Annotated in this window: 18 protein-coding genes and 3 pseudogenes; 6 read left to right on the top strand and 15 right to left on the bottom strand. The window is 40.0% G+C overall.

The features are described 5' to 3' along the window. Positions 1-1,115: 1,115 nt before the first annotated feature. A pseudogene (locus NWP21_RS13390) lies at positions 1,116-2,135 on the bottom strand (site-specific DNA-methyltransferase); the annotation flags it as partial. Between NWP21_RS13390 and NWP21_RS13385 the strand changes: the two are divergent. Next, positions 2,104-2,412, top strand: coding sequence for a hypothetical protein (locus tag NWP21_RS13385; protein ID WP_280793079.1), 309 nt, complete (start codon positions 2,104-2,106; stop codon positions 2,410-2,412). The pseudogene NWP21_RS13390 and the gene NWP21_RS13385 sit on opposite strands and share 32 nt — an antisense overlap. A gap of 464 nt (positions 2,413-2,876) precedes the next feature. Here NWP21_RS13385 and NWP21_RS13375 read toward each other — a convergent pair whose 3' ends face one another. The 11 genes and pseudogenes from NWP21_RS13375 to NWP21_RS13325 form a co-directional block, all read right to left on the bottom strand. Next, positions 2,877-3,068 (bottom strand): hypothetical protein, encoded by a 192-nt coding sequence (locus NWP21_RS13375; RefSeq protein WP_280793078.1) that lies wholly within the window; start codon positions 3,066-3,068, stop codon positions 2,877-2,879. Beyond that, a complete protein-coding gene (locus tag NWP21_RS13370) occupies positions 3,061-4,395 on the bottom strand; it encodes a type ISP restriction/modification enzyme (protein ID WP_280793077.1) in 1,335 nt (444 codons plus the stop codon). Before NWP21_RS13370 ends, NWP21_RS13375 begins: the two co-directional genes overlap by 8 nt. Positions 4,396-4,488: 93 nt before the next feature. Continuing rightward, entirely contained in the window at positions 4,489-6,243 is a 1,755-nt protein-coding gene (locus NWP21_RS13365) for an N-6 DNA methylase (protein ID WP_280793076.1), read from the bottom strand. Between the two features lie 347 nt (positions 6,244-6,590). Then, a pseudogene (locus NWP21_RS13360) lies at positions 6,591-7,025 on the bottom strand (AAA family ATPase); the annotation flags it as partial. After that, on the bottom strand, positions 6,995-7,168 hold the full coding sequence (locus NWP21_RS13355) for a hypothetical protein (RefSeq protein ID WP_271760943.1): 174 nt from the start codon (positions 7,166-7,168) through the stop codon (positions 6,995-6,997). The gene NWP21_RS13355 and the pseudogene NWP21_RS13360, both read right to left, overlap by 31 nt. Before the next feature lie 151 nt (positions 7,169-7,319). Next, on the bottom strand, positions 7,320-7,676 hold the full coding sequence (locus NWP21_RS13350; protein ID WP_271731348.1) for a group 1 truncated hemoglobin: 357 nt from the start codon (positions 7,674-7,676) through the stop codon (positions 7,320-7,322). A 191-nt stretch (positions 7,677-7,867) separates the two neighbouring features. Further along, positions 7,868-8,770, bottom strand: coding sequence for a Fe-S cluster assembly protein NifU (gene nifU, locus NWP21_RS13345; RefSeq protein ID WP_280793075.1), 903 nt, complete (start codon positions 8,768-8,770; stop codon positions 7,868-7,870). A 92-nt stretch (positions 8,771-8,862) separates the two neighbouring features. Then, on the bottom strand, positions 8,863-10,059 hold the full coding sequence (gene nifS, locus NWP21_RS13340) for a cysteine desulfurase NifS (protein ID WP_280793074.1): 1,197 nt from the start codon (positions 10,057-10,059) through the stop codon (positions 8,863-8,865). After that, positions 10,056-10,409 (bottom strand): 4Fe-4S binding protein, encoded by a 354-nt coding sequence (locus NWP21_RS13335; protein WP_271731345.1) that lies wholly within the window; start codon positions 10,407-10,409, stop codon positions 10,056-10,058. The genes nifS and NWP21_RS13335 overlap by 4 nt, the downstream gene beginning before the upstream one ends. Before the next feature lie 72 nt (positions 10,410-10,481). Next, positions 10,482-11,930, bottom strand: coding sequence for a nitrogenase cofactor biosynthesis protein NifB (gene nifB / locus NWP21_RS13330; protein ID WP_271731344.1), 1,449 nt, complete (start codon positions 11,928-11,930; stop codon positions 10,482-10,484). 1,324 nt (positions 11,931-13,254) lie between these two features. Next, complete coding sequence (locus NWP21_RS13325) at positions 13,255-14,103, bottom strand: HIT domain-containing protein (protein WP_280793073.1); 849 nt, start codon at positions 14,101-14,103, stop codon at positions 13,255-13,257. A gap of 719 nt (positions 14,104-14,822) precedes the next feature. Here NWP21_RS13325 and NWP21_RS13320 point away from each other — a divergent pair. The 5 genes and pseudogenes from NWP21_RS13320 (at position 14,823) to nifT (ending at position 17,414) form a co-directional block, all read left to right on the top strand. Next, positions 14,823-15,122 (top strand): Asr1405/Asl0597 family protein, encoded by a 300-nt coding sequence (locus tag NWP21_RS13320; RefSeq protein WP_271731342.1) that lies wholly within the window; start codon positions 14,823-14,825, stop codon positions 15,120-15,122. A gap of 36 nt (positions 15,123-15,158) precedes the next feature. Then, on the top strand, positions 15,159-15,356 hold the full coding sequence (locus NWP21_RS13315; protein WP_271731341.1) for a DUF2949 domain-containing protein: 198 nt from the start codon (positions 15,159-15,161) through the stop codon (positions 15,354-15,356). Positions 15,357-15,827: 471 nt separating this feature from the next. Next, positions 15,828-16,958 carry a homocitrate synthase gene (gene nifV / locus NWP21_RS13310; RefSeq protein WP_271731340.1) on the top strand — a complete coding sequence of 377 codons (1,131 nt, stop codon included), beginning with the start codon at positions 15,828-15,830 and terminating at the stop codon, positions 16,956-16,958. After that, positions 16,948-17,266 (top strand): annotated as a pseudogene (locus tag NWP21_RS13305) (nitrogen fixation protein NifZ). The gene nifV and the pseudogene NWP21_RS13305 overlap by 11 nt, the downstream one beginning before the upstream one ends. Further along, positions 17,211-17,414: a putative nitrogen fixation protein NifT gene (gene nifT / locus NWP21_RS13300; RefSeq protein WP_271731339.1), complete on the top strand. Its 204-nt coding sequence runs from the start codon at positions 17,211-17,213 to the stop codon at positions 17,412-17,414. Before NWP21_RS13305 ends, nifT begins: the two are co-directional and overlap by 56 nt. 111 nt (positions 17,415-17,525) lie before the next feature. Here nifT and ylqF read toward each other — a convergent pair whose 3' ends face one another. From ylqF to NWP21_RS13285, 3 genes are all read right to left on the bottom strand, one after another. Continuing rightward, on the bottom strand, positions 17,526-18,410 hold the full coding sequence (ylqF, locus tag NWP21_RS13295) for a ribosome biogenesis GTPase YlqF (protein ID WP_280793072.1): 885 nt from the start codon (positions 18,408-18,410) through the stop codon (positions 17,526-17,528). Positions 18,411-18,464: 54 nt separating this feature from the next. Continuing rightward, positions 18,465-18,839, bottom strand: a complete 375-nt coding sequence (locus NWP21_RS13290; RefSeq protein WP_271731351.1) for a VOC family protein — start codon at positions 18,837-18,839, stop codon at positions 18,465-18,467. An 88-nt stretch (positions 18,840-18,927) separates the two neighbouring features. Continuing rightward, the gene (locus NWP21_RS13285) at positions 18,928-19,398 is read right to left on the bottom strand and encodes a CYTH domain-containing protein (RefSeq protein ID WP_280793071.1); all 471 of its coding nucleotides are present in this window, start codon (positions 19,396-19,398) and stop codon (positions 18,928-18,930) included. Positions 19,399-19,441 lie beyond the last annotated feature (43 nt).

Here is a 19,441-nt window from a genome sequence, read left to right as displayed (position 1 = left end):
TTATCAGGATTGTCTAAGTCTTGGACAACATCATCAAAGCTACGATTTAGTTCAGTTTGGGATATTTCTGTTATGTCTGCAATAGATTTTAGTAGTTGAGATAATAATTCCCTCTGTGCTTTCTCAGTTAGCTTGACAAGATTGGGTTTAGCACCCCGTCCCCCTGTTGTTTTTTCGGTTTCAATTAATCCTGTATTTACGAGAGGTTGAATAATATCTTTCACAAATAACTTGGAAGGAAATCTTACTTTATAAACACTGATACAATATTTAACAATTTCATTCCATTTAGTTAGCTCTGTGATGCTCATTTGGAGCATTGCCAATAAGAAATACTTTTGTTCCGAAGTGAGCGTGTAAAGTTTATCAATATCATCCTTATCAACTTCTAGGATATCGTATACTTGATCCCAGTTAATTTGATCTGTTTTCTCAAAAATTCCAGCCTCTTGTAACCATTGTCGCATCGTGCTGGCATATATAGCATTGGGAGATAGAGAATAGCCCATCTCTTGTAATTCGTAACCAATTAAATCAAGTTTTGGTTTATCACCTCTACTATTGATTGCCTCAATTGCTTTTAAAAGCGACATACCGGCTAAGTTGGTGAGGACATGACGCGCAAAAATTTTAGCTACTTCTTTAGGATTATCCTCATTGTCTAAAATTTGATTACCGAGGTCTGATACCTGATACTGCCAATCATCATCTCCTATTGACTCAACTAACTTATAAGCACGAAGAGAGAGAAATGTATTCATAGCAAGTTTACTACGATTATCTTCTTGCTGAGAGTTATTCTGTGTTGAGTGATTGGAGTAATACGTTCTTGAAATTTCATTTTGTAGGGCGTGGCGATCTGGCTGAGAAGATATACATAATCTAACCAAATCAGGTAATTTCATCTTTTTCGGTGTAAACTGATGCCCATAGGTAAACTTAAGTTTTTTATCTGTCATATTGCTGTTCTCTGATTGAAATAGATCCAACTGACGTGCAGTACCTTGATGATCAGGTTCTGGTGTAATCTTAACAACATCAGGTGCTAATTCCAAAGCTTTAATTTTGACCGCTTTTTTATCTATCAGTGGAGTAACAACCAATGGGGCATCATTTTCAAATCGAAATTTTGATGCTTTAATATAATTCTGATCTAATTCAAATGCTAACCAGCGTCGTTCTAGTGTCTCAGCAACGCGCCCTGTAGTATTTGATCCAGCAAAGGGATCTAATACTAAATCACCTGGTTCTGTGCAAAGTCCAATTACAAACTCTGGTAAAGCTTGAGGAAAGCGGGCGGGGTGAGGTTTAATACCTTCTTCTTTACACCGCCTTTGATAGTAATCATTCGATGCTGTATTAGAAGCGGAAATGACATTTACAGGTTGTGCCATGTCATTTTCTAGAATCCAATTAAACTCACCTAATACTGGTTTACCAATGAATGCAGATGAACCAAATTCTGAATCAATTATGATATTTGGGGGAATTGCACCGCCCCGATCATTTTTGAACTTCTTGGAAATATCATGTCCAGATGGGCGTAGTTTTGCTTCATAACCATTTTTTAATAGGTTTTTCATTGCATCACTATAAGGGCGTAAAACGCGCTTATTATTTGCTTTAGGATGGGGATCTTTCGACAGCCACCAAACAGTATTTACAGCATCTTTCACCCGTTCTCTACGTACTGTCACCCACTCAGCAGGAGTAGGAAGTTTTGCAGGGTTGTACCAAAAAAGCTCCTGAGCTAGATGAAAACCTAATCCGCCCTGGGATTTTGGTTTGCATAATTCTACAACTAGCTCAAAATGATAAAGTGATCGCACTGGTACTCCCTTATGCCAAGTACCACCAATATCTATCACCAGCGAGCCTTGAGGCTTGAGAACACGGTAAAATTGACTGGCAAAGGTCTTAAACCATTTAATGTATTCATGAGCATCTACATTACCATACTCTTTTTTACGCACTAGAGCAAAGGGAGGGGAAGTACAAATTAAGTCAATACACTCATCAGGTAACTCTCGCATCAGGTCTAGGCTGTTACCTAAGTAAGCAGCACCTAAATGAGTAAAATAGTATGGCTGACTAGTAATATTTATGAAATTATCAAAAATTGTTGGAGTACGCATAATCCTATTATTCTATAAAAGTCCAAGTAAATATATACAGTTACAAATTTTCATAAAAATCAGTATAAAAAATTGGAACTTTAATCAAGAGTGTAAAACCGGTGAAAGGGAAGCTTTACCATTATATCCCCACTGGGTAGAAACCTTTAATTTAAAGACTGACACAGAGGCTATTGAATTATTAAAAGCCAAAATTCACGGTAAAGTTACCAATAAACAAATTAACTCGGTTGAATGTTTAGGTTTAAAAGGATGTTTTATAAGTTTTCAGCCGTAATTGTCATCAAATGATAGGGGTATTCCTAGTTTCCCTGTGGTTTAGAACCCCACCCCCAACCCCCTCCCCTCTTGAGGGCTATTCATTACTCACATCTTTCTTAACAATCTTGAAACATTTATGTGGCAATGGTTTCAACGCTTGAAAATTTCCCTACTCTTGACAAAATGTACCTTATTTTTCTTGAGAAAACCCTTATTTTATTGAGAATCATCAACGGAGGATTAAGGTTTGGGGGTTTGCGAGCGATCGCTCTCACGAATGTTAAGAAAGATCCGGGTAATGGATAGCCTCTTGAGGGGAGGGGGCTAAGAAAAGGTATAACATTCACACTTGCACCCCTATCTAACAAGGCCATAACTTCTAAAGAACGGTTTTTGTAAGTCAATGTCAATGGTAAATAAGGCATAGTGCTAGAAACGCCAGGAGTATTACTCCGCTGAATGAAGGGAAAGCTTCTACCCTCAATCACGTTTTTCCTCCTTTTGTGCGGTCAGCAGATCAGATAATGTTTGAGCAGCTTCATGAGCATCATAGGGAGACCAGAAAACAGCTTCTGTAGATGCTAGTTGCTCTAACAGCAGGTTTTCTTGTTCTTGATGGTTAGCTAATTCTAAATTGTATCCTTCTTCTTTTGCTACCTCATGCTTAATCATTTGGTAAACCTAAATCTGGTAATTCTTCTACAATCTTCACGGTTTCTAAACTAACGGTAATGACTTGTTTAACTAACCTGACTATATACTGCTCATCATCAAGGCGGTTGGGATCATTGGTAATTCCGCTGAGTTTATCTGTCTTAACTTGATATTGGTCTATAATCCAATCCAGGGCGGAACGGTTACCCAGACGGTAGTTAAACACTTCTGGGGGTATACCGCTTAAGGTGAGAAAATCATTATATTTGATTTGGGTTTTATCTTTGGATAGGCGCATTTTTTCCACAAGCCAATCTATGGGTAAGTCTTTATTTTCTAGATGTTTGAGGCGATATTGGGGCTGTTTTTCGTAGTTGATATGGATTTCTGCGAGTCGTTTTCCTGCGGTGACAAAGGGGTGAAAGTCAGGAGCGTAGGGAATGCGGGGAAGTTCTTTTTTGAGGTTGGCTGCGTAGCGTTCCCGGTAGTGGGGATGATGGAGGACTGCATAGATGTAGTAGAAGATGTCCCATTTTGTAATTGTGGTATCTTGGTAATGGTGGCGATATGCTGATAATGCCCAGTCTGTGATGTTTTCTTGGCGGTTTGTTCCGTCTTCCTTGTAGGTGTAAAAGGGGAAACATTGAGCTTTTTCAAAGGCAAAATCTAAAGATAGAATAAACCTTGAGATGAAAACACCAAAATCTTTTCTATTTCCCACTCCTGGAAGACAAATCACCCGATTTTCTGCTTCAGTTTCAGGATTGGGGAATATTACAGGGAAATTTCCACGTCTATCAATTAAAACTTGATCAAAATAAACATACTGTGAAGTAAATGGCCTATACAGAGCTATTCTGATGTTGGCTAAATTAAATTCTGTAGAAACACCAGCATTTAATAATTGTTTTAATTTACTACTCCATTTGATTTTTTCGTCATCATATAAAACAAAAGAGTCAATATTTTGTTCAGATTTGGCGCTGGTTTTCCACTTAAAAACCTGTTCGTTATAAGTTTCAACTAAAACATTGATATTTTTAATTAAATCCTCAACTTGATAACTATAAACCCAATTATCCCTATTTGTACTAATACCTAAGCTGTAAAGTGAAAAAATTGCTGAAGTCTTTACAGATGTAGATTTTGTCTCTTTATTACCTATGGGTAAAAATTCATGATAATCTAGTGTTAACTCACTGGTTAACCAATTATAATTTTTATCTGGTGTAATTTCTTGCCATTCTACATTACCAGTATGCTCAAGTTTTTCTAAATAGGCTAACTTTTGTTCTTTTGTCCAGGTGTCATCTATTGCAGCGTAATATATTTTGGCTTGTTTCATAAATCCTTTGGTTCTAACCCGGTTTTCTTAGCAATCTGAGCAAGCATTTTTGAGCCAATTTCATCACCATCTCAAATTCTAGTTTGTCAGCAATCACTTTTTCTTCACAAAGATATTCACACTCACACCTACCTGAATACCAAAGACATTATAAACAGGTTTATCTGTCCGCTTTCTGATATTACCGCCTAAATCAAAAATATAGATGTTAGTAAATTCTTTTTCCAGAAATTCACGCATCCCATCAAAAGACAGCGCATCAATAAAACCGTTATTAGTGACAAAAGCAATAATCCCCTCCTCCCCAATTCTATCACTCGCCCAGCGAATCGCTTTGACATAGGTATCTGAAAGTTTATTTTTTAATGTCGCCTTTGAGGCTTTGGCGTAGGTTGCAGCTACCCGGTCATCTATACCAGTTTTATCTTTATTAGTATATTTCCTATTTTTATTATTATCATTTTCATTCATCTGACCGACATTATAAGGAGGATTCCCAATAATCACAAATATATCTGATTGTCTTTGTCTTTTCACCCGTTGCATATTTTCCGGGCTAAATAAATCTAACTGTGTAATATTTTGGTCTTCAAAGGTATCAACTAAACATATTCCTGGAAAAGGTTTATATTCTCCTACCTGCTCAAAATATTCATGTTCAATATTGAGGGAGGCAATATAATAAGGTAATAACATCACCTCATTACAATGTAACTCATGGTCATATTTGTGAGGTAAAGCGGACTTTTGGATCTCGACAATTTCCCGCATTACCCGGATGATAAAGTTACCAGTCCCCACAAAGGGGTCAAGGATATGTACACCTGGGTCAACTAAGGACTGATTAAACTCTTTTTGTAAAATCTCTTCTACACTCCTGACCATAAAATTTACAATGGGTTGGGGAGTATATACAATCCCGTGGGTATCTGCAACTTTGACGGAAAAACCTTGAAAAAATCGCTCATAAATTTTATTGAGAAAGTCTTGCTTACGAGAAAAATCATCAATGGTGGCGGCGGTTTCTTCAATTGCACCGTAAAATCTATCTAAACTACTTAAAAAATGACTCCTACTAAAAGACCTGGAAGTTAATGCATTAATTACCTTCTCAATTTCTGCTGCAATAATATTACGTTGGGTAAAGTCAGGATTGTTAAAGACACTTCTAAAAATTCGCTCGGTTAATAAATGTTGAATTAACATTTCTTCTACCGCTGCTTCTGACAAGTTCGGGTTAATTGACTGGCGACAAAGTTGGAAGAAATCACCAAAAGCATCAATAAACTTTTTATTCTTCTTTTTTTGTTCCCGAATTAATTCTAGTAAAGCCGTTGCGTGTTCCTTCACCCTCACACCAAACTCTTCGACTGCTTTATCCCATTGTTCAATAGCTGGGGGGCGATATTCAAATAAATGTCGGACTACATCGACTAAATTTTGGGGGTTGGTGATGTCTTCATCTAGAATACATTTACCATCTTGGTAGAGAATGGCTCGATCTGGTTGCTGAAAAATAATATTATCTTTGGGGTAACCCTTAGCAAATTTTTTCTGTAGTTCTTTTTTTAGGTCGTCTTTCGTGTCTTTAGCTTCCCAGTAAGCACGGGGTAAATTATAGTCATCTACTAAAGCTCCATCTATTCTTAGCTGTTGTTTTTTTTCTCTTTTTAGGCCATATTCTTGGATGAGAGTCCATTGGAACTGTTGACCGCAGGATTCGAGTAACTTTTGAAAAGCAGCTTTAACGGCGGTTTCGTGGACAACGCCCATTTTTTTAAACTGTTCTAATTCTTGATAATACTGCTTAACGGGTTTGTGAGTTGTCTTGAGATTAAGAGTAAGCATATAAACCCTGATATTTAAATGATTAAAAAATCCAGATAAAAAATCCAGATTGTCAAAATACTATACTGTAAATTTTTAGTGTAATGACTGTATTTGTAAAAGTGGTAAACTTCTCAAACAAAAGTATTATTTTTTAAAAGTCTGTAACCCGTTTATCAAAATTTATGTATACCTCTTGACACTAAGAAATAAATAGGGTAAAAATATCAATAAAAAGCCAAGAAAAAGCCGACAAAACGCCTCTTTTAGAAAATTTACTGCGGTGAAATTAGGGCAAACTTAGGGCAAGATTAAATCATCATCTGATTCCAAATAATAGGAGAAACCCTAGAAATCAGGGCTTAATCTTCACGGATAGGCATAGCAAAACCACCACATACAACGTCACCCAATACGTCGTAAGATACGAAATCAACGTCTTGGTAAGCGCCGTTTTCTTCTAAGAAGTTGATGGCGGTGATAATACCACGACCTGCACAACCTACACCGGGTTCTGGACCGCCGGATTCCACGCAGCGAACGCCACGGAAACCGGTTAACATTACTTCTTCAAGTTCCAAGTCTTCAACTGCACCACGTTCAGCAGCCAAGTGAAGAACGGTGGTTTGAGCTTTACTGTGGAGCATCAAACGGGTGGAGTCAGCTTTGGGATCACAACCAACGATGAGGATGCGCTGACCCATTTCTGCCATAGCCGCCAGGGTGTTTTGAGAAGTGGTAGATTTACCGATACCACCTTTACCGTAGAAAGCTATCTGTCTAATTTTCTCGTCAACTGACATGATGATTTTTCTCCTGCGATTTGTTGGTTTGTGTGGTTCTGTGTGTTGACGTTCACGCCTGTTGAGCTACAGCAGTGAGCGCGTGTTGTAGAACGTCGCGGGGGCGATCGCTCCACAGCATAATTGAAGGGTTTTGGTGTCATAATAGTTCGGGGTTAAGTTTTTGTTTAGTTGGTTTCCCGTGTCATTTGTCCAGTGGAGACTGGACAAATGACAGAGAAATTACACACATTAGAATAGGTAGAGAAAACAAGTAGGATGTGAAGGAGTGATACGCCAATCAATGCAGATTTCTTACTTGTTCAAAATAGCGGCTTTGAGGCTAGAGACTTTAGCCATTGCAGCGCTAGCGTCTTCTGCTGACACTCCACTGGCGGTCATGGCTGCAGTCAGGTGCTTGCTCACAGCTTCAAAGTGTTGCTCACTGAGCTTCATCCCTGAGTGGGTTTTGTCCATAGCACGGCCAGAGTATTGCTTTGGACCTTCGAGAATTTGAGAGAAGAAAGCAATTTGATGAGCGCGTTGTTTCGCCATATCGGTTTTAGCGAAGAAGCCTTTGAGGCTGTTGTCTGCCATAATGCTGTTGTGAAAGGCATCAACTACTTTCTCAATTGTTGGCTGTCCACCAATTTTGTCGTACAATGTACTCATGTCCTGTTCCTTTCGGTGTGAGTTGGATAATGCTATCGGCAATGAGGTGTGAAATACTTTCACCTATGTGCTGTTGCTGTCCTTGTTCAGTAGGAATGAATTGATGTGGCGATATCTATCTGCTTCAACTCCTACTTGCCGAATATTCAATGGTTAACAGGTTATATTTCCGCTGTGTGTAAGTCTCAAAGTTATGGTTCCACCGCTTCTACTACCAAGTTTTGGCTCACACGTTCTTTTAACCTAGCTTCAATAGCAATCTTGAGAGTAGCTGTGCTGCTAGAACAAGAACCACAAGCGCCTTGGAGTAGTACCTTGACTTTATTGCCTTCTACGTCGTAGAGTTCCACATCTCCACCATCAGCAATCAGTACGGGTCTAACCTCTTCATCGAGAACTTTTTGAATGAGTGCAATTCTTTGCACATTGGTTAAAGGTTTTGATGATGGCTGGGGAGAGTTAGCAACTGCGACTTTATGCTTACTGTCAGCGGTTAAAGCGGCTTTTTCCTTTACATCTCTTATAATATCATCAATATTCGCTAAACAGGAACCGCATCCGCCACCAGCTTTTACATAATTTGTTACTTGTTCGGCTTCCGTAAGATGATTTTCTACAATCACACGGCGAATTTTGGCTTCAGTAATACCAAAGCAACTACAAATCAATGCACCCTCTTCATCGTCATCATGGGTAGGGAGGGCTATACCTCGATAGTTATAAATAGCCGCTTCTAAAGCTTCTTGTCCCATGACAGAACAGTGCATCTTGGCTTCTGGTAAGCCACCGAGGTAATCTGCAATCTCTTTATTAGAGATTTTCAAAGCTTCATCGAGGGTTAAACCCTTGACCATTTCAGTTAAAGCACTCGAAGAGGCGATCGCACTAGTACAGCCAAAGGTTTGAAAGCGAGCATCTAATATTTTATCAGATTCGACCTCAACTTTGAGGTGTAGTCGCAGAGCATCACCACAAGCAATACTCCCAACCTCACCGGTGGCCACCTTAACACCAGGTTCGCTGGTTTCTTCAATAGCTCCCTGATTTTTGGGATTGTAAAACAAGTCTAATACTTTATCTGTGTAGTCCCACATGGTCAATTTTGGATTTGAGATTTTGGATTTTAGATGAGGGACTAGGAACTAGGGATGAGAAAAAATTCTACATACCCCATACCCAGCAGTCCCTAGCTATGAATGAGTGCTTGTTCTTGCAGCCAACCGGCATTATCATTCTGGAAAGGGGACATAGCCCGTAAACGTTGGACAATATCAGGCATTACCTCTATAACCCTGTCAATTTCAGACTCTGTAGTGTAGCGAGACAGACTAAAACGAATAGAGCCATGTAAAGTAGTATAGGGTAAACCCATTGCCCGCAAAACGTGGGAAGGTTCTAAAGACCCAGAAGTACAAGCAGAACCAGAGGAAGCACAGATACCATGCTTGTTCAGGGAGAGCAGAATTGCTTCACCTTCAATATATTTGAAACCAATATTAGTGGTGTTAGGTAATCTCTGCGTTACATCCCCATTGACTTCACAGTCAGGGATTTTGGCCAGTAAGGTTTGCTCTAAGCGATCGCGCAATTTTCTTTCTCTGGCGGTAGCCTCTTCTAAATGTAATAATTCTAACTCTGCTGCCTTACCTAAAGCAATAATACCCGGAACGTTTTCTGTTCCTGCCCGACGGCCACGTTCTTGGTGTCCACCAATCAGCAAAGGACGGAACCGCACACCGCGCCGGACATACAAAGCCCCAATTCCCTTAGGAGCATGGATCTTGTGACCAGACAGAGTTAACATATCTATGGTACTAGTCTTCATGTTCATGGGAATTTTGCCCACAGCTTGCACCGCATCCACATGAAAGATAGCGCCAGACTGTTTGACTCTTAACCCAATTTGCTCAATAGGAAACACCGTACCTGTTTCATTATTGGCATACATAATTGTTACCAAGGCGGTGTTCCCAGTCAGAGAAGCTTCTAACTCATCTAAATCTAACTGTCCCTGAGGATTTACCGAAAGATAGGTAACAGTATAACCTTGAGTTTCCAGTTGTTTGCAGACATTCAAAACTGCTGGGTGTTCAACCTGGGTAGTAATGATATGTCGCTTTTGGGGTTGTGCTAACAATGCAGCCCGAATGGCGGCGTTATCTCCCTCTGTACCACAACTAGTGTAGACAATTTCCGACTCATCAGCACCAATCAGGGCGGCTAGTTGTTGGCGTGCTGTTTTCACAGCTTTGCCCAGTTGTCCACCAAAGGTGTGCATACTAGAAGGATTACCGTAGTAGTCCCGTAGATAAGGCAACATCACCTCTAAAACTTCCGGGTCTACTTTTGTTGTAGCATTATTGTCTAGATAAATGATGATCATCCTGATACACCTACTACTTCGCTCTGATGTCGAGATAATTGCTCGGAGAATTTTTGGGAGTAATAATTAAACCAACGCTCCCAATAATCTTGTTTTTTGGTTAATTTTGCTAAAGAGCGATTGTAATTAGCAAACCAGCTTTCCCAATAATCGTGGGGTTGTTTTACACAACCATTAGAAGTAGGACAAATAGCTTGACACTGAGGGACAGAGTAAATACTACCGGCGCAGTTTGTGCAAAGTGCAGCATCAATTACATGATGACCGTCAATTACTTTAACTGCGTCATTGGGACATACAGACAGACAACGATTACAGGAAATACATTGGCTAGTGATTTGATAAGCCATGATTATTCTCCTTTGTGATTACTGAGTATGGGGTACTGGGTATGGGGAAATATCTCCCCTATTCCCTACTCCCTAATCCTGATTGGCTAATTCCTGGATATATTGCTCGTAAAATTCCAAAGCAACTTTTGAAATCACGTCGTAAGCTTCAACAGTCTGTATTCCCGCTGCTTGCAATTTCTCTTGAGGACAGTTACCAATCTTAGAGACTAAAATTGCTTTGCAATCTGCGATCGCTGCCATAATATGCTCAAAAGTGGCTTCTTCTCCAAATCCACCTTGACAATATTGGTCAATTTTACGATGACCAACAAAGCTAACTTGATTACCATCCACCTCATAAATCTGGAATTCCTTCGCATGACCGAAGTGTTGGTTAACCAACCCACCGCCCTTGGTGGCTACTGCAACCAAGATTTTAGGATTATTGGCAAATTTCTTGCCCTTCTGCGCCTTTTCCTTGGCTATTTTTAGTTCTTGTTTAAACTTCTCAATCCCTTCATGAACAACAGTCCGTTGTTCCAGGTCATATTCTGGAGACATTTCCAAGAACTTATCCTTAGTAAATTCCTGGCTGCGGTCTTCTCCTAATAATCCTACCGCATCGGCTCGGCATTGACGACAATGGCGCATCATTTTCATATTACCGGCGCAATTGTCTTGTAGTGCCTTCACTTCCTTAGGTGTAGGGCCACGTTGACCTGTTAAGCCAAAATGTGTACCATGTTCCGGTGCTGAAATCAAAGGCATAATGTTGTGCAAGAATGCACCATTTTCACGAATCATTTTATTGACTTCGATCAGGTGCTGATCATTAATCCCCGGAATCATCACGGAGTTAACTTTGCACAAAATATCAGCTTCTTTGAGTGCTTGTAATCCTTCCATCTGCTTCTCTAGCAGAATTTTAGCACCTTCAACACCTCTATAACGCTTGCGCTTGTAGTGAACCCAAGAATAAATCTGAGCGCCGATTTCTGGGTCTATGGTATTCAGGGTAATAGTAACGTGATCTATATTTAGTTGTTTGATGCGGTCAATGTATTCTGGTAACATTAAACCATTAGTTGAAAGGCAAAGCTTAATATCTGGTGCCTTGTCTGCAATCAATTCAAATGTACGGAAAGTCTTTTCAGGATTCGCCAATGGGTCACCAGGTCCGGCAATTCCCACCACTGTCATTTGGGGAATTTTACCTGCAATTACCAAAGCCTTGTGTGCAGCTTCTTCTGGTGTCAGCAGTTCGCTCACTACTCCAGGACGACTTTCGTTAGCACAATCGTATTTACGGTTACAATAGTTGCATTGAATATTACAGGCTGGTGCAACTGCAACGTGCATTCTGGCGTAGTGGTGATGAGCGTCTTCGCTATAACAGGGATGTTTGGCGATACGTTCTTGAAGCTTTTGATCCATTTCTCCGGTGGTGCTGCTGTCGCATCCACAACCACCTGATTTTGCTGGGTTTGATGCTGGTTCCTGATGCTCGGAGGTGAGGAGTCCGCTAGACGGTAGTGTCATTGAATTTCGCAAGGGTTCAGTGGGCTAAAGGCCACAGTGGGAGATGCCGTTGCTACTGTCTTTACCTAGGAAATGAAGTCGCGTCTTCTCATCACTGCAGTTAACAGTTTGATAACTATTGACTGAGGTGTGGCTGGTGTGTGTCAACTTTTTGATCTGGGGTCGAAGTTATTGAGTACAGCCGCGACTTCTCTTCACAAAGGCATGGTGCTATCTCATCCCTCCACTCACTCTTCGCTGTTCCTTGTGTTTAGGGCGTTGAGTGATTGGCGATATAAGATTTATAGCAGTACTTCTCAAATACTTGCCGATCCTATGGAGGATAGAATTTATTGGATTTATTACCCTTGTACTCAAATTTTACCACCCCGACTGTGTGGGTTTTACAAAGATTAATAATTTTTTTTTCGGGTAGGGGTTCTAGTATTTTTCAATTGGGGTACGAGAATTTATAAATAGGGGTTCAGGATTTCTTAGTACTCAGTTCAAACCCATTTATAGTTAGGGTTTTAGCCTATTATTTATCGACTTTCAGGTACATAAATCTGTACTCAAAACCGCCTTAAGTCCTATTTCTCATTACCAGGAATAGCGGCTCAATGGGTGAAAAACACAGAGCAGGTTTATGTCGTACCACTCCAAATACATGGGAAATTCCATTCTGTATCTAACCTATCATTTTTTTTGACGTAAAAATGCAGTTCATCTTTATTTAATTTTTACTGACAATTAACCTCAAGTCCTAGCACCTGGCTAAATCAGGCGGTTTGTTGAGAAAAAATAAAACTTAAACTCTTAATTTTCCCTGGCACAACCGCTGTTAATCAGGTGCTTTTGAGAATGATGGAATATCTGAAAACTCTGGATACATTGCATAATCAACACTCAACAAACAACTACATTAACTCTGATCATACAGCTATTGAGAATTAATGGCTATAAGCAAAAATGATCAGTTCATAGTGAGCATATATCCCTAAATAGGCAGAAGTTGAGGATTTTGCAAAGTCAAAATTGAGAAATGGCGACAGTTTAATTATGTATCTAACATATCATTTTTTCTGGCGCAAAAGTTGCCTTTTATATTTATTTAATTTTCTCCTGATAAAAATACCTAAAAAATGCTCAAAAGGTTTGAGAAATCTTAATTCCAACAAGTTTAGATATGGTAAACTTATCCGGTGAAAAGTAGCTTGAATCATACAACAGGTTTCCAGCAAATCAAACCAACATAAATCTTCTGGGGTGGATATCTTACCCCCGTCTGTATACTGGTCAGTTCAGGAATTGGGCGCTTAAACAACCCGGAGGAAACGGCAATTTCTCATGTCCGAGGGATCACTTTTCTGATACCACTTTTACCAACAGCATCACCTTTGTAACGAGGGATAACATGAATACTGGCGTGCATAATATTTTGACCCCCCGCTCTATTGACGTTCATACCGACATTAAAACCATCAGGAGCAAATTCTGTTTTGAGAATTTCCTGGACTTTATTCACCATCAACCAGCAAGCAGACTGTTCTTTGAGTGGTAAGTCAAAATAATTACTAATATGACGTTTAGGAATAACTAAAGTGTGACCTTTACTGATGGGATAACCATCAAACATAGCATAGGCGGTCGCTGATTCTGTCACTAATCTGAGATGTTTGTGAGGATTACAAAATATACAATAATTGGTAGAATTTCGCTGTTGATTATAATGAACATATTCATATATTTCGCGCATTTCATCTGAGTACAATGAGTTAAAGGGAAGTCTAGCTAAACATTGATATGTAGGCTTTTTGTGGACATAATGTTCTCTAAATCCTTCCCTTTTGATATCTCTCCTCACGGCATAATAAGCTTTACCTCCTGGTTTTAACAGATGAGATACTTCCATGAGGATATTAGCTTGTTCTTCAGGGAACACAACATTTAAAACATAAAAACAAATTATTGTGTCAAACTTGACTTGAGGATATTGGGGAAAATAATGAGGGTCATAGCCTGTAATATCAAGGCCTTTTTGACTGATCATCTTGACATCATTGCCAAAACCGCAACCAAAATCTAATATTTGGCCTTTTAACAGGTTTTGATTTAATAAAAACTCTGCCGGAAATGATAAGGAAGTTCTTTCAATGGCGGTGAGATGGCTGAATAGATTTTTCTGCTGTTTCATGGAATTTGGCAATGCACACTATCGGTGTATTAGCACAAGTAAACTTGCGTAAATAAATTACACTCTAGCATTCCCCTGAGTGTCTTCTGCAGATAAGTAAAGTTTGACAAAGTTTATATTAAGAAACGTATACATATACACAGACAAAAAAACCTAAAACAAAATAAAGAAACCTGTTTTTTCCCTGGCGAAATCCTAGAATAGGAATCGTAGCTGGCTATACAGATATAGCATTTACCATGCTCGTGAGGTACAATTTTTTTTAGTTTTAGGGAACAGGGAACAGGGAACAGGGAACAGGGAATAGGGAATTGGTGTGTACTTCATGAGCCTGAAAAAGGCTTTATATGACTTATCATGCTGTTTACCTCATCTTGACGTGCCAGTGAGTACAACTTAATAAATTGCAAAATAACTTGCCTAATTCGCTGCAAACTCTTACAGGTGAAGTATTTTGTATTGAGTAGAAAAATGCTGAACCCCCTCACCTCAGAAAACTAGAACCCCTATTATTCAATACTAGTACCCTACCCCCAGGAAAATTTTAAATTTCCCTGAAATCACCCTTGAAGATACTTGAGTACAAATGTAATTAATCCAATAAATCCAATCAGCATTGGTTGTAGTGTCCTGTTGGGAGTCACCTGATATAAGCAGAAAATAGCACAAGGCTTTTTGATGTAAACCCAGGACGAAGAACTATTGACAACTTATTCATCATGTTTACACCTCATAGTTCTGATTTCCCAGACGAGCAAGTTTTGCAGATTTCCTTATGCGATGGACCAAGCGCTGTTTTTGGGATGCGCGGAAAGCTCTTGTCAATTCGCTGGACCATTGCTCAACGTTTGCAAGAATTAATGATTCCCTGCTGTTGTCACAGTGATGGTTCCTTAACAGTCCAAGTCAATAACGTGCTAGAAGCCATCCTGATTCGCAGTATCCTAATGCAATTTCTCGCTTCTCGCCAGGAATTAGTAGATTGGCTAGAACGTTGCTCCGATGCAGACAACTCCTAAATGTCCTCTCTTATTTGTTCATTTTCCTATCAAGTTATGACTACCTGTAACAGTGAAAGAAAATTCATCAACTTTTTACATCAGGAGATAGAACTGACAAATGCAGATATTGCTGTAGCTTTACGCCACCGTCAGTTTGATAATGGTCCGTTACCAATGCTCCTGTGGCAATATGGACTGGTTAACTTAGAGCAATTAGAGCAGATTCTAGATTGGCTAGATAACCATCGTTAACAGATGTCATGTCTAATTTTCATCGGTTGACCTCAGCTAACTGACCAAATGATTATTTTTCTCAGCTTTATGCTCTAATTTACTAATAGTTAAATAAAGCAATCCTAAATGATTCATGAACAATTTCTGTTCCCTGTTCCCTTTCCTCACTGATAATTTCTCAAGTCAAATAGGATGACTATAAATTAATCGCTATTACAAAATAGATGATTTAGCAATAGTGAAAATAATTCTAAAATATACCTATATTTGGTTTGATGTCATACAGATATGATGTGTTAATTTAGTTATGATTTAATAATCATGAAGATGAAATATTAAATCTGAGAGTTTATAGCATTTACCATTCATCCTATGGTTACGCCACGCCGGGTATCAGCATTTGCATTAGGCATTTACTAAACTTTTCAGGGAAATAAGCTGCCAAAACACAAGGAATATTAAGAATGGTTCCTAAGAGGGATGTTTGAGATGAATGAAATCTTAATTAATGACACTACATTACGTGATGGTGAACAAGCAGCAGGTGTTGCTTTCACTTTTGAAGAAAAAGTCGCGATCGCCAAATTTCTGGACGCTATTGGTATTCCCGAGTTAGAAGTGGGAATTCCAGCCATGGGAGATGCAGAGACACACGCCATTATAGCAATTTCCCAGTTAGGTTTGCAAGCCAAGCTTCTGGGCTGGAACCGGGCTGTAATTTCAGATATCAAAGCCTCCATGACCTGTGGTTTACAGCGAGTACATATTGCTATTCCGGTTTCTGGAATCCAAATCGCTGCTAAATTTCATGGTCAATGGCGGGTAAGTTTACAAAAACTCAAAGACTGTATCAGCTTTGCAGTAGATAAAGGTCTTTGGGTAGCAGTAGGCGGTGAAGATTCTTCTAGAGCTGACCCCAACTTCCTGTTAGATGTAGCACTTAATGCCCAAGAATGGGGCGCGTCACGTTTTCGCTTCTGCGATACTGTGGGCGTTCTCGACCCCTTCAGCACCTACGCCAAAGTTAAACAATTGGTTTCGGCTTTGTCCATTCCTGTAGAAATTCACACTCATAATGATTTTGGCTTGGCCACTGCTAACGCCCTAGCTGGTATCAAAGCTGGAGCTACATCTGTAAATACCACAGTTAACGGCGTAGGGGAAAGGGCGGGAAATGCAGCTTTAGAAGAAGTGGTCATGTCCATTAAACGCATTTACGGCATTAATTTGGGTGTTGATACTCGCCGTTTGTTGGAACTATCACAACTGGTTGCTTCAGCATCCAATTCTCATGTTCCACCCTGGAAAGCAATTGTGGGCGAAAATACCTTCGCTCATGAGTCGGGAATTCATGCTCACGGCGTATTGCAAAACCCCCTCACCTACGAACCATTCGCACCGGAAGAGGTAGGTTGGGAAAGGCGTTTGGTAGTGGGTAAGCATTCTGGTAGACATCACATTAATAGTTTGTTACAGCAAAACGACATTTTTCTTGACCCGGAGGAAACCCAGTCTGTATTGGATGCAGTTCGCCAGCAGTCAATTAAGCAAAAACGCAATCTGACTGTAGAAGAACTTTTGAGCTTGGTAAGAGAACAGAGGTACTCTCATGCAACGTGATGAATTAGAACTAAACTTACCGCCTGTTTTTGAAATCGGTCAAAAAGTCAGACTTCGTAAACTAATCAAAAACGATGGTACATTTCCCGGTCAAGAAATCGGGGCTGTTTTAGGTAATATAGGGGATATTGGCTACATAGCGAGTATAGGTACTTATCTACAAACTTCCTATATTTATGCGGTGCATTTTCTAGAGACAGGGTTCGTTGTCGGTTGTCGGAAAAGAGAACTAGAATCGGTTGAGGAGAACTCATGAAAGTAATGCTACGGATGAACGATGCTGGCCATTTAGTTGCTTACGTTGCTAAAAAAGACCTTGAGGAAGAAGTAGTTAAACAAACAGATGGTAATGATGGGATAGTTCTCACTTTAGCCAATGGCTGGGAATTAGAATTTGCTCAATTACCAGATGCGGCTAGTTTACCGCTAACTGTGGAAGCTAAACGCCTGGCTTAAAAGGGTGATCGCCTGGGGAGGCTCCGGCGCACAACTCACTACAGCATATTTATCTCTTGTGAGGTACAATACTAGCGGGCAAGATGCCCGCAGCACAAGAGTTTTACCATGTTAGAAATTACGTGGTAATTCTAAGGGGATTGTACCCAATAAGCCCTTACGAAAATCTGTTAACAGATGTCTGGCTGTGCGTTCTACGTCCCCTTGATAGCGATGTTCTGCTAAGGCGTGTAAATAGCTTTCGCCTGTGTACAGCACCGGGTCAAGTTGGTAGCGGGTATATAGGGGTGAGGGTGGTAATAAGTTTCCTGCTGTCTCTTGGAGTTGGTTGAGTAAGTCGATCAAAGTAGATGCTACTAGTTGATTATCATAAGATGCTTGACCAATGTCATCACAAATTGCTAACTTGGCGGCCGCTTCTTGATTTCCCATTTTTAAGGGAATAACCCCAGGAGCATCTAGTAATTCTAAGTGTTCAGAAATTCTCACCCAGCGTAAGGAGCGAGTCACCCCTGGACGCGCAGCACTTTCTACCACTCGCTTTCCTAAAAGACGGTTAATTAAGGCTGATTTCCCGACGTTGGGAAATCCAATGACTACTGCGCGCACTGGACGAGGTAACATCCCGCGATCGCGTCTTCTTTGATTGAGTTTTACCCCTGCTGCTTGGGCGGCCTTGGCGATCGCCACCACACCTTGACCTTGTTTAGCATTGGTAAAATAGGCAACTTGACCTTGATGTTTAAACCAATCTACCCAAAGCGATCGCACTTGGGGGGAAATCATATCTAATCGGTTTAATACCAATATCCGCGCCTTATCCCCCACCCATTCATCTATTTGGGGGTGGTGTGTTGCTAAAGGAATCCGCGCGTCTCGTACTTCCAACACCACATCTACCCGGGTCAGCTGTTCTTTGAGCTGCTTTTCCGCCTTAGCAATATGACCTGGATACCATTGGATCAGGTTTAATTTATAGTTTTGAGTTAAAGACATAATTAATGGCCAATAGGTAGTGATTATAGCACTCTTTTGTACAAAAGCGATGGATCAGGTGTATTTTTGATGTAAAATTAAGCGGTTGCCATCGGGGTCATAAGCATAAATTTCTCTCCCATGGGAAGGTGTGGAGATTTTACCGGGGGGTGGGTAGCCTAAGTTTGTCAGGTGAGCGATCGCTGCTTCTAAATTACTCACTTCTAAACATAAACTGATCTTACTCTTAGCTGATGTGGCAAATTCCCATGTGTGGTTCTTGTCAGGTTGAAAAATACCCAATCTTAAACCCGGAAGTTGAAACTCTGCATAGACACTGGGGATAAGAGAAGATGGTTGTTCCTCAAGTAGCTGAGTATAGAAATTAACTAATTTTTCCCAGTTAACAGATGCTATAGTCACCAGGGCTTGGGTATATGCAAAAACCATATTTTCTTCAAAACATCCGGCTAAACAAACTTGGACAGTCTCAGTATAATTAGTAATATTTATTTCGTCGGTGACACCCACCGCGAAGCTATCTTAACCATTGTGAAAATGGGTGTTTGACCAAATAGCTGTTAAAATATCTGTGATCGTGAGATACTTCTTCCCCAATCCAAGGGGGTAGTTCAATTTCTTGATTGGCATCCTTGAGTTCAACTTCTGCTAGAATTAGCCCTTTGTTTAAACCATCAAACTCGTCTATTTCCCATGTCAACCCTCCCCATTCTACTTTGTATCTAATTTTTTCAATCCAAGGCTGTTCACACAATGTATTGAGCATTTCTTGAGCATCTTCCACAGGGATGGGATACTCAAACTCTAACCTTGAGCATTCAACACTAGGTCCTTTAATCGTTAAATAACCTTGTTGTCCTACTATACGCACACGTACAGTCACTTGATTTTTCGTCGGAATATATCCTTGACAATATACACTTCCTATGGATAATTCGCGCCAACTATCCCCTTGGAGCAAATATTTACGCTCTATTTCTTGAGCCATTTTGTTAAATGATGCTTTTTTTGCTAAATATCCAGAATATTTT

Source organism: Anabaenopsis sp. FSS-46 (genome assembly GCF_029891665.1).
GTDB lineage: Bacteria > Cyanobacteriota > Cyanobacteriia > Cyanobacteriales > Nostocaceae > Anabaenopsis > Anabaenopsis arnoldii.
Note: the sequence above shows the minus strand (reverse complement) of the source record. Positions and strands in the feature narration are given on the sequence as shown.

What these genes read in the sequence shown, in the direction of transcription:
- NWP21_RS13385 (WP_280793079.1), top strand. Translation starts at nt 2,104, where the DNA reads ATGAAATTATCAAAAATTGTTGGAGTACGCATAATCCTATTATTCTAT.
- ylqF (WP_280793072.1), bottom strand. Translation starts at nt 18,410, where the DNA reads ATGTCTTTAACTCAAAACTATAAATTAAACCTGATCCAATGGTATCCA.
- NWP21_RS13315 (WP_271731341.1), top strand. Translation starts at nt 15,159, where the DNA reads ATGACTACCTGTAACAGTGAAAGAAAATTCATCAACTTTTTACATCAG.
- nifU (WP_280793075.1), bottom strand. Translation starts at nt 8,770, where the DNA reads ATGTGGGACTACACAGATAAAGTATTAGACTTGTTTTACAATCCCAAA.
- NWP21_RS13350 (WP_271731348.1), bottom strand. Translation starts at nt 7,676, where the DNA reads ATGAGTACATTGTACGACAAAATTGGTGGACAGCCAACAATTGAGAAA.
- NWP21_RS13355 (WP_271760943.1), bottom strand. Translation starts at nt 7,168, where the DNA reads ATGACACCAAAACCCTTCAATTATGCTGTGGAGCGATCGCCCCCGCGA.
- NWP21_RS13325 (WP_280793073.1), bottom strand. Translation starts at nt 14,103, where the DNA reads ATGAAACAGCAGAAAAATCTATTCAGCCATCTCACCGCCATTGAAAGA.
- nifB (WP_271731344.1), bottom strand. Translation starts at nt 11,930, where the DNA reads ATGACACTACCGTCTAGCGGACTCCTCACCTCCGAGCATCAGGAACCA.
- NWP21_RS13320 (WP_271731342.1), top strand. Translation starts at nt 14,823, where the DNA reads ATGTTTACACCTCATAGTTCTGATTTCCCAGACGAGCAAGTTTTGCAG.
- nifT (WP_271731339.1), top strand. Translation starts at nt 17,211, where the DNA reads ATGAAAGTAATGCTACGGATGAACGATGCTGGCCATTTAGTTGCTTAC.
- NWP21_RS13335 (WP_271731345.1), bottom strand. Translation starts at nt 10,409, where the DNA reads ATGGCTTATCAAATCACTAGCCAATGTATTTCCTGTAATCGTTGTCTG.
- NWP21_RS13375 (WP_280793078.1), bottom strand. Translation starts at nt 3,068, where the DNA reads ATGATTAAGCATGAGGTAGCAAAAGAAGAAGGATACAATTTAGAATTA.
- nifS (WP_280793074.1), bottom strand. Translation starts at nt 10,059, where the DNA reads ATGATCATCATTTATCTAGACAATAATGCTACAACAAAAGTAGACCCG.
- NWP21_RS13285 (WP_280793071.1), bottom strand. Translation starts at nt 19,398, where the DNA reads ATGGCTCAAGAAATAGAGCGTAAATATTTGCTCCAAGGGGATAGTTGG.
- NWP21_RS13370 (WP_280793077.1), bottom strand. Translation starts at nt 4,395, where the DNA reads ATGAAACAAGCCAAAATATATTACGCTGCAATAGATGACACCTGGACA.
- NWP21_RS13290 (WP_271731351.1), bottom strand. Translation starts at nt 18,839, where the DNA reads ATGGTTTTTGCATATACCCAAGCCCTGGTGACTATAGCATCTGTTAAC.
- nifV (WP_271731340.1), top strand. Translation starts at nt 15,828, where the DNA reads ATGAATGAAATCTTAATTAATGACACTACATTACGTGATGGTGAACAA.
- NWP21_RS13365 (WP_280793076.1), bottom strand. Translation starts at nt 6,243, where the DNA reads ATGCTTACTCTTAATCTCAAGACAACTCACAAACCCGTTAAGCAGTAT.